Consider the following 14,308-nt stretch of genomic DNA (forward strand, 5'->3'; position numbering starts at 1 on the left):
TATCGATCTGGTCGAATGCACGAGCGTTACCACCGTAGGTTTTAGCCAATACAGTAGTGATGGCAGCAGTCAGGGTAGTTTTACCATGGTCAACGTGGCCGATAGTACCAACGTTAACGTGCGGTTTCTTACGTTCAAATTTTTCTTTAGACACGACTCTATTCCTTAATATCGCTCCCTCGTTATATGGGGAGGGAGCTAAATCTAGATATTAAACCCGAAAAGCTTTTATTTAGCCTTACGAGCTTCGATAATAGCCTGAGCGACGTTGCTCGGCGCTTCATTGTACTTCAGGAACTCCATGGAGTAAGAAGCACGACCTTGGGTCTGAGAACGCAGGTCAGTAGCATAACCAAACATTTCAGATAATGGTACCTGAGCACGTACGATTTTACCGGTAGTAAGATCTTCCATACCGTCGATCATACCACGGCGACGGTTCAGGTCACCGATAACGTCACCCATGTAGTCTTCTGGAGTTTCAACTTCAACTTTCATGATAGGTTCCAGCAGAACTGGTTTCGCTTTCATGAAACCTTCTTTGAAACCCATAGAACCTGCGATTTTGAACGCCATTTCAGAGGAGTCAACTTCGTGGTAAGAACCATCGAACAGTGCCACTTTAACGTCAACAATCGGGTAACCGGCCAGAACACCATTTTTCATTTGTTCCTGAATACCCTTATCTACCGCAGGGATATATTCTTTAGGAACAACACCGCCAACGATTTCGTTAGCGAATTGGTAGCCTGGGCCACCTGCTTCCATTGGCTCAATACGCAGCCATACGTGACCAAACTGACCACGACCACCAGACTGACGAACAAATTTACCTTCTTGTTCAACAGTAGTACGGATGGTTTCACGGTAAGCAACCTGAGGTTTACCGACGTTCGCTTCAACTTTGAACTCACGACGCATACGGTCAACCAGAACGTCCAGGTGAAGCTCACCCATGCCCGCGATAATAGTCTGGCCGGATTCTTCATCGGTAGACACGCGGAATGATGGGTCTTCCTGAGCCAGACGACCTAAAGCGATGCCCATTTTTTCCTGGTCAGCTTTAGTTTTTGGCTCAATCGCAACAGAGATTACCGGCTCTGGGAATTCCATACGCTCCAGAATGATTGGAGCACTGATATCACACAGAGTATCACCCGTAGTCACGTCTTTCAGACCGATCGCAGCTGCAATATCGCCTGCGCGAACTTCTTTGATTTCTTCACGCTTGTTAGCATGCATCTGAACAATACGACCAAAACGCTCTTTTTTGTCTTTCACTGGGTTAAGAACGGTATCACCGGAATTAACCACGCCAGAGTAGACACGGAAGAAGGTCAGGTTACCAACGAATGGGTCAGTAGCGATTTTAAACGCCAATGCCGAGAACGGTTCGCTATCGTCAGAATGACGCTCTGCCGGGGTATCTTTACCATCTGGCAGAAGACCTTTAATGGATTCAACGTCAGTTGGTGCCGGCAGGTACTCAATAACAGCATCCAGCATTGCCTGAACACCTTTGTTCTTAAATGCAGAACCACAGGTAACCAGGATGATTTCGTTAGTCATAACACGATGACGCAGACCAACTTTGATCTCTTCTTCAGTCAGCTCTTCACCACCGAGATATTTTTCCATCAGCTCTTCTGATGCTTCCGCAGCGGCTTCAACCAGGTTGTTACGCCATTCTTCAGCCAGATCCTGCATATCAGCTGGAACATCTTCATAAGTGAAGGTAGTGCCCTGATCTTCATCATTCCAGTTGATAGCTTTCATTTTCACCAGGTCAACAACACCGGTGAAACCATCTTCTGCACCAATGGCTAATTGCAGAGGTACTGGGTTTGCAGCCAAACGCGTTTTGATCTGCTCAACAACGCGTAAGAAATTCGCGCCCATACGGTCCATTTTGTTAACGAACGCGATACGTGGAACTTTATATTTATTCGCCTGACGCCATACGGTTTCAGACTGTGGCTGAACACCACCAACCGCACAATAAACCATGACCGCACCGTCAAGAACACGCATGGAACGTTCTACTTCGATAGTGAAGTCAACGTGCCCTGGGGTGTCAATGATGTTAATACGGTGCGCGTCAAACTGCTTAGCCATACCTGACCAGAAAGCAGTTGTTGCTGCAGAGGTGATGGTAATACCACGCTCCTGCTCCTGTTCCATCCAGTCCATAGTAGCAGCGCCATCATGAACTTCACCGATCTTATGGTTTACACCAGTGTAGAACAGAATACGTTCGGTAGTGGTGGTTTTACCGGCGTCGATGTGTGCACTGATACCGATGTTACGGTAGCGTGCAATGGGTGTTGTACGAGCCATTTGATTCCTCTATTCCTAGGACGTTCAATTTAAATCTGGGTGGCAGAGCTGCCACCCAGGGCATCATCACTACAATGGAATTACCAACGGTAGTGAGCGAACGCCTTGTTAGCTTCTGCCATACGGTGAACGTCTTCACGTTTCTTAACAGCAGAGCCTTTATTCTCGGCTGCGTCAGAGAGTTCGTTCGCCAGGCGCAGGGCCATAGACTTATCACCGCGTTTACGAGCAGCTTCAACGATCCAGCGCATTGCCAGAGCATTACGACGAACCGGACGAACTTCAACTGGAACCTGATAAGTAGAACCACCAACACGGCGGGATTTAACTTCCACGGTTGGACGCACGTTATCCAGTGCGAGTTCAAACGCTTCCAGATGTTCTTTACCAGAACGCTGAGCCAGGGTCTCAAGCGCACTATATACAATTGCTTCCGCAGTAGATTTTTTACCATCTACCATCAGGATATTAACAAATTTGGCCAGTAATTCAGATCCGAACTTTGGATCTGGCAAAATTTTACGCTGACCAATTACACGACGACGTGGCATGGAAATACTCCGTTTCGAATTCAGGGTTGTCCAAAACTCTACGAGTTTATTTTGACATTAAAGTGAAAATGTTTGGCCTTACTTAACGGAGAACCATTAAGCCTTTGGCTTCTTCACACCGTACTTAGAACGACCTTGTTTACGGTCTTTAACACCGGAACAGTCCAGTGCACCGCGCACAGTGTGGTAACGCACACCTGGCAAGTCTTTAACACGACCGCCACGGATCAGAATTACGGAGTGTTCCTGCAAGTTGTGGCCTTCACCACCAATATAGGAAGAAACTTCGTAACCGTTAGTCAAACGCACACGACATACTTTACGCAGTGCGGAGTTTGGTTTTTTAGGAGTGGTGGTATATACGCGAGTACATACGCCACGCTTCTGTGGGCAAGCTTCCAGAGCAGGAACGTTGCTTTTTGCAACCTTCATGCTGCGGGGTTTGCGCACCAGCTGGTTAATAGTTGCCATTATTAAAAAAACTCCTGGTTTTTTTGCTTCGTAAACACGGATAAAATCTCTTGTCTGCCCTGACGGCAAAACACGAGGACGCGGAATTTTATGGCTGACTCGCCAGGGTGTCAAGAAATATACATTTTCTCTGACCTACCAAGCGAATTGTTGATGGTGTTTTACCGTCAGGTTAACAAAGTCAGTATAGTCGATAACTTGCACTTTGTCCGAAATCCGACCTGCCAATCCCCGCGCCTCAATATCTTCTTTCAGAACATACAATGTAACGCCATGACTAATTAAAGCCGGAAGATAGCCATTACCATCAATGCCTGCCAATACACCATCCTGAATAAACAGTATGTCATCACCACTGGCGAGCAAATTGAATATCATATTGAAATCACACTGATAAGGGGATCGGCCAACAGTATATAGCATATCATCGTCCTTCCAATCGCTCAAAATGTCAGCACCACATCATAGTCAGCCAATTTTTCACGAATAACTTTTGCAGGTATCACTTCCGCATCCAGAATAAAATTGCGGACTGAGCTTAACCCACGCATGATAAGATCTTCCTGGCACAAATAATATTTTTTAATATCGTACAAAGGCAAGACCTTAAACGTAGTGATATAGTTTCTGGCGAGGATCCTATCAGGTTGCTGATCCGGCAGGAGTTGCAGCACACCATCAGAAATGAAAAATATCCCAATCTCTTCTGTTAACGCCGAGGTTGCCAATAATGCATCCAGACCTTCTCTGCCACCAGAATCACCATGAGGTGCTTTTGTAAAGACAAAAGCAATTCTTTTCATTTTTGCCTCTCAGAATTGCACCACACGATCGCAAGTCAGCATGGCTTCAGCAAGCGTTCCCAATCCACTTAATTCAAACCCCTCCGCCAGGTTTGCAACAGGTAAATTCAATTCATTCGCCTGTTGCGCATCAAGGACACCACGGCGAAGAGCGGCGGCAATACAAATATGCATGCCAAACCGATGCTCTGTTGCCATCATCTGCCACTCGTTAACCAAATTAAACTCATCACTGGCTGGTGTGGTCAGTTGATTACCGTTATAAACCCCTTCCCGATAAAAAAATACGGTATTCAGTTTATGTCCCATCGCAACCAAAGCTTGCGCGAATTGGTAAGCACTGCTGGCTTGCTGAGTACCATACGCAGGCCCCGTCACCAGCAGACAATAAGACAGCGAAGACATTACCGTTCGGGCCCTAAGCATTCCCCATTTTTAAATTGGCGAATATAGAGGTAAACAGTATGTTTAGAAATATTTAAACGCTCAGCAACCTGATTAATTGCATCTTTAATATCAAAAATGCCTTTCTCATAGAGATTCAGAACCACCTGCCTGTTCTTCGCATTATTAGATACATTGCGATCAATATTGACTTCTTCAATAGTATATTCCAGAGTTTGCGCAACCAAATCATCCACGGATGATGCAAAGTTTACATTTGTTGGTGCAACGTCATGGGTTTCCTCTGGAATAAATGTCTGAATTATTTCAGAGAAAGGGACATCAAGATTCATATTAATGCACAAGAGGCCGATCACCCTGCGATTCCGGTTGCGGATTGCAATAGTGACTGACTTCATCAATGAGCCGCTTTTTGCTCGGGTAAAATAGGCTTTGGATACACTACAGTCTTCATCTGTAATGTCATGTAACATACGCAACGCGAGATCAGTGATAGGTGAACCTATTTTACGACCTGTATGTTCTCCATTAGCTATTCTGACCGCTGAACATTTAAGATCTTCCAGTGAATGAAGGACAATCTCGCAATGCCCACCAATCAGCATAGCCAAACCATCAACTGCGGCTTCATAAGATTTTAAAATTTCGTGATCCGTTTCAGTAAACGGTTGGTTTTCCAGTAAATCGATATCATTGATATCACCAGATATTAACGGGTTAGACATTAAATACACCATCCTTCAAACGCAGACAACGTCTTGCTAAAAACACAACGTGATAAACATATAAAAATTTCTTGTGGAAATTCAACTATCGCAGCTTAACAGAGATCTCAGTCAAAGATCTTTTCATTCACATCAGATATTGACGTTAAAACCACATTACATCATCGTCAAGCCATAGCTACTCAGACATTTGGCCTATATCACAGCTTTCAGTAACAAAAAACCGTTGACAGAATCTCTACCAACGGTTTTATCCACATTCATCAAAGATATTTAGTGAATGGATTACTTAGCTTTGGTATCTGCTTTCACATCCAGCAACTCAATATCAAACACTAATGTAGAATTTGCAGGAATACCTGGAACACCCGCTTTACCATAGGCCAGCTCTGGTGGAATAACCAGTTTGATTTTTCCGCCTTTTTTCACATTTTGCAAACCTTCTGTCCAACCAGGGATAACACCGTCCAGACGAATAGAAAGTGGTTCATTACGCTTATATGAACTGTCGAACTCTTTGCCGTCAATCAATGTTCCCTTATAGTTTACGACGACAGTGTCACTTGCCGCAGGCTTTTTACCACTCCCTTCCTTTTCTATTTTATACAAAAGGCCGGTTTTGCTCTTAACGACGCCTTTTTCCTTAGCAAAAGCTTCACGATATTTAGCCCCTTTAGCTTCATTATCGCTGGCTTCTTTCTCCATCTTAGCTTCAGCCGCAGACTTCACTTTGCCTTCAAATGCACGCAAAGTATTTTCAATTTCGCTGTCATTCAGTTTGCTCTTGTTATTAAAAGCATCCTGTACACCCGCCAACAATTGATCTTTATCCAATGGGATACCCAGAGATTTTTGCTCTTTCAGGGTGTTTTCCATATAACGCCCTAAAGATGCACCCAGAGCATAAGCATTTTGCTGATCTTCTGTTTTAAATGCGCTGTTCAATTCTGTACTGCTCTGACTATCCGCTTTAGCAGCCAACGCCTGAGGAGCGCTGAAAGCCATCGCCAATGTGGTAGCAAGCAGGGTAACTTTAAACAATAATTTCATCTGTTTCTCCAATAGCTTTGGGGGATATTTACCGTCAGCAAAAGTTATGCAATCAAGTCACTATAACTGTCTACAGGAGCACAACACAATATTTGCTGCTTTTTAGTGCCCCAAAATTGTTGAGACAACATGAATGAAAAGAGGTTTCATAACAACCATATTTCACAGAATATTCCGGGCATAATGGGTTACTCTTAATTAATATGAGGCGTCTAACACAGGTCAACACAACCTGAAACGGGAGGAAATCATGGATCTGTCAGAATTTGAGCAACGGCTTGAACATTTGGAAAGCCGAGTTGCCTTTCAGGAAATAACTATCGAAGAGTTGAATGAGGTGGTAACTGAGCAGCAAATGGAGTTGGCTAAATTAAGAGAGCATTTGCGGTTGATGACAGAGCGATTGAAAGCCACTCAACCATCGATGGTCGCTTCACAGTCTGAAGAAACACCACCGCCTCATTATTAATTTTGACTAAGTAAAAAAACAACCCAGTCACTATACACAGGGCAAGTAAGAGAAATCGACTATCTCAAGCTTGCCCCGCTTTTTTGAATATTAAAGCCTGACAATCCGCTTTAATCTATCAATGGCAGCTACCGCCACCGCAGCATCCGTTCCCTTCATTGTGGTGGTGACCATCATCATGGCCGTGACCACCGCAGCAACCACCCTCGCCATGTTCGTGACCATGCGCGCCGTGAACATGACCATGAGCCAGTTCTTCTTCGGTCGCTTCGCGGATAGCAATAACTTCAACATTGAATTTCAGATTCTGACCAGCCAGCATATGGTTACCATCAACCACAACATGCTCATCTTCAACCGCGGTGATTTCTACGGGTACCGGTCCCATATCGGTGTCAGCCAGGAAACGCATCCCCACTTCCAGTTCATCGACACCCACAAATACATCTTTTGGCACACGCTGAACCAGATTATCATCATACTGACCATAGGCATCATCAGCCTGTACGCTAACATCAAAACTCTCACCAGCCTCACGGCCTTCCAGCGCTTTTTCCAAACCGCTGATCAATGAACCACGGCCATGCAGATAGTCCAACGGCGCACTCACCGGTGACTCATCAACTAAAACACCATCTTCTGTTCTTACTTGATAAGCCAGGCTAACTACCAAGTCTTTTGCTACTTTCATGACATCTCCTACCCGTGGGCCTAAAAATTTTTACCGATTGTAACGGAATTCTAAGCCTCTGTACCCACCCGCATTAAAATTCACACAATTATTGTGGTGTAAAAATACCAATAACCTGCTCCTGTTTTCTCACATGAGAGGCCACTTTATCATCAGTTTGGCGTTGTTGATGACCACAATGGACACATTCCACCACATCCACCTGATCTTCCCGCCACATTGCCAGCGTGTCCTGGAAGTGACACGCAGGGCAAACAGCACCAGCAATAAATCTTTTACGGCTTACTGTCATCGTTTGCTCCGCGACTATTCATATGTTCATGTTCATTCCAACCATCCGGTTGGAGACGCTCATTCTGCATTTCCCGCTCAAACAACTCTTCCAATTCCCGTCGCGCCTCTTTTATACGAGATATGTGAGCCACATCACCCTGTAGATGTGGCATCAATTCTCTCAGCATCCGCATATCCAACCGATGAAAATGATATTTTGCACGATAAGCCTTATGCGGATGCATTCCCAATCCGACCAACGTTTTACGGCCCAATTCCAATGCACTGGAGAAAGTTTCACGGGTGAAATTTTCTACACCATTCTGTAACAATTCATGCGCTTCCAGGCGCCCTCTGGCCCGCGCCATAATATGCAGATTCGGGAAATGTTTTTGGCATAAATGAACGATCATCATGGTATCTTCCGGCTCATTACAGGTAATAACAATCGCTTTAGCTTTATCCGCCCCTGCCGAACGGAGCAATTCCAACTCAACCGCATCACCATAATAAACCTTGTAGCCATAACGCCGCATGGTACTAACAACACTGACATCACGCTCCAGTACCGTTATATGGATTTTATTCACCATCAGAAGACGGCCTATTACCTGCCCAAACCGGCCAAAACCAACTAAAATCACTTGCGGATCATTATCTTCCACAAATGGCTGTTCTTCCGTCTCATCTGGGGCATTATAACGGCGTGCCAAAATAGCATCTATCAATTGCATCACAAGCGGCGTTGTCATCATTGATATTGTCACCACAACCAGTAACAAAGCCATCTGTCCGCTATTGAGCACATTCTGGCTCAGTGCGGCAGAAAACAGAACAAAGGCAAACTCTCCGCCCTGGCTGAGAACGCCAGAAAATTGCAAGCAAGATGAACCCCGTAAGCCCGCAGTCCATGCGATGAGATAAAGAACAACACCTTTCACAATGACTAAAGCTAGTACACCAAGTAATACATCAGATAAATGTATCAGTAGCACCCCCAGATTCAGGGACATACCTACCGAAATAAAAAATAGCCCTAACAGTAATCCCTTGAACGGTTCTATGGATATTTCCAGTTCATGACGATATTCACTATCTGCCAGCAATACCCCGGCGATAAAGGTTCCCAGCGCCATAGAAAAACCCAGTGCTTCCATAAACAGCGCCGAACTGAGCACCACCAATAACGCCGCCGCAGTAAACACCTCACGTACTCCAGCTCTGACGACCAAACGAAACAACGGACGTAATAGATAACGGCCTCCCAGCAACATAACGGCAAAAGCGGCTATTTTTAACGCTATCCGATACCAGTCACTGGATGCTGTTTCACCTGCCAGAAGCGGGATCAACGCCAACGCTGGGATTACAGCCATATCCTGAAATAACAAAACAGAGAAACCAAGCTGCCCGCCTTCATTACGGTTCATGCCCTTCTCTTTCATCAATTGCAGAGCCATTGCTGTTGAGGACATCGCCATACCGATACCACCGATAACCGCCGCCTGCCATGAAAAATCTGTCAGATATAACAACCCAGCCAGCACACTTGCGGTAAGAATAACCTGAGCCGCACCGACACCAAAAATCGATCGCCTAAGTTGCCAGAGTTTAGAAGGGTTAAGTTCAAGACCGATGATAAACATCAGGAAAACGATCCCCAGTTCAGAGAAATGAAGAATATCATCAACATCCCTGATAAAACTGAGCCCCCACGGACCAAGGACAATCCCGGCTAACAAATAACCTAATACTGCCCCAATCCTGAATTTCTGTGCGATCGGTACTGCCACTACAGCTGCAAATAAAAATAATACCCCGGCGCTGAGTTGCGTTGAATGCTCCATAGCTATAGCCCTCCTAGTGATAATGGCGATTTGAGCCACTCACGATAAGCATTAGCATGGATGGCAAGAAGTTCAGGTTTTTGACGACGTGCCCAATAAATAATCATCGGTGATAACCAATGCATACGGCACATGGATGCTGCCAGTTCAAAAGGGCGAAGAATCTCTTCCATCGGATAGAAGTTATAACCATCAGCCCGGAAAGCGCCTTCCGGCTCTCCGGTTGTGATCACTGAACGCCAATATTTCCCCTGTAATGCCAACCCGGTGGTACCACTGGCAAACCCCCGCGTCAGCACGCGATCCATCCACTCCTTTAATAAAGCTGGACAACTGTAGGTATATAATGGATGTTGAAAGACAATCACCTGATGTTCACGAAGCAGTTGTTGCTCATGGTGAACATCAATAAAAAAATCTGGATAAGCTCTATATAAGTCGTGAACCGTAACATGCTCTAAATCCAGCACAGGTTGCAACAAAACGCGATTTGCTACTGAATCCTGTGGCTCAGGATGGGCATACAGCAGCAAGACTTTAGGCGGCTGTAACATCGTTCCCTCCTCAAGAACGTGTCAGGACACGTATTTTCCGTTACCATGCATACAAAGTGACAAAATTAGGGCGCTTATTGTCCCATTACTTTCTAATAATTTAACATACTCTATACAAACGACACCTATGATTGTTTTCTCTTCATTACAAATTCGTCGCGGAACCCGTGTCTTGCTGGATAATGCCAGCGCCACTATCAATCCCGGGCAGAAAGTGGGTCTGGTAGGGAAAAATGGCTGTGGTAAATCTACCTTACTTGCACTATTAAAAAATGAGCTTCAAGCTGAAGCAGGAACATTCACTTTTCCCGGTAACTGGGCGCTGGCCTGGGTGAATCAAGAAACACCGGCATTGGAAATACCTGCTCTGGAATATGTCATTGATGGTGATCGTGAATTCCGTGAACTAGAACGGCGACTACAGATAGCCAATGAAAAAAATGACGGCAATCTGATCGCTCATCTACACAACCAACTGGACACAATTCAAGCCTGGACCATCCGTTCAAGAGCATCAAGTTTGCTGCATGGTCTGGGCTTTTCTCCGGATCAACTGGATCAACCAGTGCGTGCGTTTTCCGGTGGATGGCGTATGCGCCTCAATCTGGCACAAGCCTTGCTCTGCCGTTCTGATTTGTTGTTGCTTGATGAACCGACCAACCATCTTGATCTCGACGCAGTGATCTGGCTGGAAAAATGGCTGAAAAACTACTCAGGTACATTAATCCTTATCTCCCATGATCGGGATTTTCTGGACCCGATTGCCGATAAGATCCTGCATATCGAACAGCAATCCCTGTTTGAATACAGTGGCAACTACTCCTCTTTCGAACGTCAGCGCACGACCAAACTGGCACAACAACAGGCGCTCTATAAAAGTCAGCAGGAAAAAGTGGCACATCTGCAAAGTTATATTGACCGTTTCCGGGCCAAGGCCAGTAAAGCCAAACAAGCTCAGAGCCGTATCAAGATGCTGGAGCGGATGGAGTTGATAGCGCCTGCCCATGTTGATAACCCGTTCCATTTCAGTTTCCGTAAACCGGAAAGTCTGCCAAATCCGCTACTGAAAATGGAAAAAGTCAGCGCAGGCTATAGCGAGCGGACGGTTTTAGGCTCCATCAAACTGAATTTAGTTCCCGGCTCCCGCATAGGCCTGCTTGGCCGTAATGGCGCAGGTAAATCCACGTTGATCAAATTACTGGCTGGTGAGCTGCAATCTCAGAGTGGAGACGTGGAATTAGCCAAAGGGATCAAACTGGGATATTTCGCCCAGCATCAATTGGAATATCTGCGTGTTGATGAATCACCATTACAGCATATAGCACGTCTTACGCCACAGGAAACAGAGCAGCAACTCAGGGATTATCTGGGTGGTTTTGGTTTCAAAGGTGATCAAGTCACTGACCCAAGCGGACGTTTTTCCGGGGGAGAAAAAGCACGTCTGGTTTTGGCCTTGACGGTTTGGCAACGCCCTAACCTTTTGCTGCTTGATGAACCAACAAACCACCTCGACCTTGATATGCGCCAAGCATTGACAGAAGCTTTGATCGACTTTGATGGCGCACTGGTTGTAGTTTCCCATGACAGGCATCTACTGCGTTCAACAACCGATGAGCTGTATCTGGTTCACGATGGCCGGGTAGAACCTTTCAATGGCGATTTAGAAGATTATCAACAATGGCTGACAGATCAGCAGCGTCAACAAAATCAACAATCACGTGAGAATAGCGATAAGGAAAAAGAGGCTTCCAGTCAAAGCGCTCAGGAAAGAAAAGATCAAAAACGGCGTCAAGCTGACTTCCGTAACCAAACGCAGCCATTGCGCAAACAGCTTACCCAGCTGGAAAAACAAATGGATAAACTGGGTAATGAACTGACCATATTAGAAAAACAGCTGTCAGACAGCGCTGTCTACGATAGTAGCCGTAAAACCGAATTGACTGAATATCTGCAAAAACAAAATCAGACTAAATCAAAACTGGAAGAAATTGAATTAGAATGGATGGAAATTCAGGAGCAACTTGAACAAATGACGCAAGAATTTGAAGGATAAATGCTTTCATAAATTACATTAAAGAAATAAAGCGGAAAAAAAATCCGCTTTATTCTTAATAATATTTACATCAAAAATTTTCATTAATAACATTCATCCATCCGAAAAAATGAACATTATTATCGTGAAATTATACTTTTAATTCAAGAACTATATGAAATTTATTTTCATATAAAATGACAGGTAGATTCACATATTATCAAACAATAAAAGAAACAACTCTACTGCATTTATTAAATCATAATCTATAACTGGGCTGCATAAGATACCAAAATCAATCTCCATATCGGTTTTTAACACTTCTAATAAATCCAGATATTGTACTGGGATTGAGCGAATAACTTTTTGCGGAACTAAAGAAAAACCATTACATTTAATTATCAGTTCAATCATTACCATGACATCATTCGTTTTTAACATTAAATTCATACTATTATCATAAATAGAAAATACGTTAATACCATCAGTAAAATCAATTGGTATATCATTCTCATCCATGCCAATAAGCTGATACAACGATGCCATTCCAGCACTTAATTCTGTAAAATTCTGGAACCAATCATTGCCTTTTTTAAAAAGGTAAACCAGTTTTTCAGTAAAAACCTTCCTGGGCATAAGTGATGAAGTTAATGGTAGAGGAACAATGGTAATATGTAATAAACCAGAGTTTAATAGATTCATTTGCTGCTCAAATGTCAAACCAGTAATTAGTACAAGCACGACTTTTCCCTTCCTACCCAGAAAAAGCCGCTCTTTCATTTTTCCAGAATCATAAATAGGAAAACAAGAACTTACATAAAGATAATTTGGTGAGTCGTCTTGTAAATCATGATGAACCTGAATCTGAAATTGCTCAAAATGCCCCAGTAATTTCTGAGCATTCTCTAGTGTTTTTTGCCCAAAATCAGTCAATCTGGTCCCATTTGGCCCTCTGAAAAAAGGTAGTGCTCCTAAAGATGCTTCCAGTGCATTAATTTTCTTTGTCAGCGCAGGTTGTGAAATATGTAGTATTTGAGAAGCCTTATGATAATTAAGTGTTTCAGCTAACACGATAAAAGCTTTTAGATTACGTATATCCACATTTTCACCACTCAGGTTTATCTTATATACTTTCTTTAGGTTACTATTTCTATAGTAAACTTTATTTAAATTAATTAAATAAAGATTAGACAACAACTATGCGATGATCAATTAACTTATTCTAAAAAAACTGGCGATATATATCACGACATTTTTCACAACGATTTACGCATGTTTTCTAGACAAACAAGTAAGTAATTCAATTAAATAAAACGCTTTAGAAAATGATAATTTTTCCATTTTTAGGAATTTCCCTATATCAATGACTAGGCACCCTGTGACATGTAATTCCTACTATACCGGATAACGTAACTTACCTGGCGTATGCTATTTCTAAAATACCATTATTAATCTTGATCTTTAAATATTGTCATCCAATTCATAAATATATTGGTTTCTATCCTTGGATTAATTTTACCTTTAGAAAACATATAAAATAAACTCACTATATTCCAATAAAATCCAATATCTATGGAATTAAATATCCATCTCCTCTATATAATTAATTATATGAAAGAAGAGGAGAAATTAAAAACAGACTGAATATCAATGAGCACCCAGAAATTGTTGATAAAAAATAGCGAATTGACAACTGGGAAGGTAATATGGTGATCGGAGAAAATAAAAAAGTATATTATTAACATTAGCTAAACGTGAAACGCTATATACAATAATAATAAAACTTAGTAGAAAGCTGTAATCATAAATAACAGAAACGACAGTTAAGGAATTATTATTGTCAAAACAAACAGTTAAAACAAACTCTAATAACGATTTAGAATTTTCGTACCATTGAAGTTATCAGTGAAAAACCGAAAACAAAAATTTACTTTGCTAATCCTTATGCATCCTGGGATTGAGGGATAAATGAGAATATAAATGGTTTAATCAGACAATACTTTCCAAAATGGACAGATATTTAAAGGAATATGAACTTGTTTACTCACAGAGTAATTATGTTGCACTTACTATGCGAAACAACCACATAACTTAATATCT

The 14,308-nt window shown here is 43.0% G+C and carries 16 protein-coding genes and 1 pseudogene; 3 read left to right on the forward strand and 14 right to left on the reverse strand.

What is annotated here, in order from left to right:
* From C5470_RS15495 to fkpA, 9 genes are all read right to left on the reverse strand, one after another.
* A partial coding sequence (locus C5470_RS15495; RefSeq protein WP_242688278.1) for a GTP-binding protein occupies positions 1–154 on the reverse strand: 154 nt, incomplete at its 3' end.
* Between the two features lie 74 nt (positions 155–228).
* On the reverse strand, positions 229–2,337 hold the full coding sequence (gene fusA, locus C5470_RS15500; protein WP_166290515.1) for an elongation factor G: 2,109 nt from the start codon (positions 2,335–2,337) through the stop codon (positions 229–231).
* An 80-nt stretch (positions 2,338–2,417) separates the two neighbouring features.
* Positions 2,418–2,888, reverse strand: a complete 471-nt coding sequence (gene rpsG / locus C5470_RS15505; RefSeq protein ID WP_023044363.1) for a 30S ribosomal protein S7 — start codon at positions 2,886–2,888, stop codon at positions 2,418–2,420.
* A gap of 96 nt (positions 2,889–2,984) precedes the next feature.
* Positions 2,985–3,359, reverse strand: a complete 375-nt coding sequence (rpsL, locus tag C5470_RS15510; protein WP_011144815.1) for a 30S ribosomal protein S12 — start codon at positions 3,357–3,359, stop codon at positions 2,985–2,987.
* Positions 3,360–3,494: 135 nt separating this feature from the next.
* Positions 3,495–3,782: a sulfurtransferase complex subunit TusB gene (gene tusB, locus C5470_RS15515; RefSeq protein ID WP_166290517.1), complete on the reverse strand. Its 288-nt coding sequence runs from the start codon at positions 3,780–3,782 to the stop codon at positions 3,495–3,497.
* A gap of 20 nt (positions 3,783–3,802) precedes the next feature.
* Positions 3,803–4,162, reverse strand: coding sequence for a sulfurtransferase complex subunit TusC (gene tusC, locus C5470_RS15520; RefSeq protein ID WP_166290519.1), 360 nt, complete (start codon positions 4,160–4,162; stop codon positions 3,803–3,805).
* Positions 4,163–4,171: 9 nt separating this feature from the next.
* Positions 4,172–4,567 (reverse strand): sulfurtransferase complex subunit TusD, encoded by a 396-nt coding sequence (gene tusD / locus C5470_RS15525; RefSeq protein ID WP_152963711.1) that lies wholly within the window; start codon positions 4,565–4,567, stop codon positions 4,172–4,174.
* Positions 4,567–5,292 carry a helix-turn-helix transcriptional regulator gene (locus C5470_RS15530; RefSeq protein WP_166290521.1) on the reverse strand — a complete coding sequence of 242 codons (726 nt, stop codon included), beginning with the start codon at positions 5,290–5,292 and terminating at the stop codon, positions 4,567–4,569. Before C5470_RS15530 ends, tusD begins: the two co-directional genes overlap by 1 nt.
* Positions 5,293–5,577: 285 nt before the next feature.
* Positions 5,578–6,342 (reverse strand): FKBP-type peptidyl-prolyl cis-trans isomerase, encoded by a 765-nt coding sequence (fkpA, locus tag C5470_RS15535; RefSeq protein WP_166290523.1) that lies wholly within the window; start codon positions 6,340–6,342, stop codon positions 5,578–5,580.
* 250 nt (positions 6,343–6,592) lie between these two features.
* Here fkpA and C5470_RS15540 point away from each other — a divergent pair, with 250 nt between their 5' ends.
* Positions 6,593–6,811: a protein SlyX gene (locus C5470_RS15540; protein WP_166290525.1), complete on the forward strand. Its 219-nt coding sequence runs from the start codon at positions 6,593–6,595 to the stop codon at positions 6,809–6,811.
* A 118-nt stretch (positions 6,812–6,929) separates the two neighbouring features.
* Here C5470_RS15540 and slyD read toward each other — a convergent pair whose 3' ends face one another.
* The 4 genes from slyD to kefG form a co-directional block, all read right to left on the reverse strand.
* Positions 6,930–7,502, reverse strand: coding sequence for a peptidylprolyl isomerase (gene slyD, locus C5470_RS15545; protein WP_166290527.1), 573 nt, complete (start codon positions 7,500–7,502; stop codon positions 6,930–6,932).
* An 88-nt stretch (positions 7,503–7,590) separates the two neighbouring features.
* Positions 7,591–7,794, reverse strand: a complete 204-nt coding sequence (locus tag C5470_RS15550; protein ID WP_166290529.1) for a YheV family putative zinc ribbon protein — start codon at positions 7,792–7,794, stop codon at positions 7,591–7,593.
* Entirely contained in the window at positions 7,778–9,622 is a 1,845-nt protein-coding gene (gene kefB, locus C5470_RS15555; RefSeq protein ID WP_166290531.1) for a glutathione-regulated potassium-efflux system protein KefB, read from the reverse strand. The genes C5470_RS15550 and kefB overlap by 17 nt, the downstream gene beginning before the upstream one ends.
* Before the next feature lie 2 nt (positions 9,623–9,624).
* Positions 9,625–10,176, reverse strand: coding sequence for a glutathione-regulated potassium-efflux system ancillary protein KefG (gene kefG, locus C5470_RS15560; protein ID WP_166290533.1), 552 nt, complete (start codon positions 10,174–10,176; stop codon positions 9,625–9,627).
* Positions 10,177–10,303: 127 nt separating this feature from the next.
* Here kefG and C5470_RS15565 point away from each other — a divergent pair, with 127 nt between their 5' ends.
* Positions 10,304–12,229, forward strand: a complete 1,926-nt coding sequence (locus tag C5470_RS15565) for an ABC transporter ATP-binding protein (RefSeq protein WP_166290535.1) — start codon at positions 10,304–10,306, stop codon at positions 12,227–12,229.
* 189 nt (positions 12,230–12,418) lie between these two features.
* Here the strand turns inward: C5470_RS15565 and C5470_RS15570 are convergent, their stop codons facing one another.
* Positions 12,419–13,309 carry a LysR family transcriptional regulator gene (locus C5470_RS15570; RefSeq protein ID WP_166290537.1) on the reverse strand — a complete coding sequence of 297 codons (891 nt, stop codon included), beginning with the start codon at positions 13,307–13,309 and terminating at the stop codon, positions 12,419–12,421.
* Between the two features lie 509 nt (positions 13,310–13,818).
* Here C5470_RS15570 and C5470_RS23740 point away from each other — a divergent pair.
* Positions 13,819–14,166 (forward strand): annotated as a pseudogene (locus C5470_RS23740) (IS30 family transposase); the annotation flags it as partial.
* Positions 14,167–14,308 lie beyond the last annotated feature (142 nt).

Origin of the sequence: Photorhabdus stackebrandtii (genome assembly GCF_011189495.1) — a bacterium.
In the GTDB taxonomy this organism is placed as follows: domain Bacteria; phylum Pseudomonadota; class Gammaproteobacteria; order Enterobacterales; family Enterobacteriaceae; genus Photorhabdus; species Photorhabdus khanii.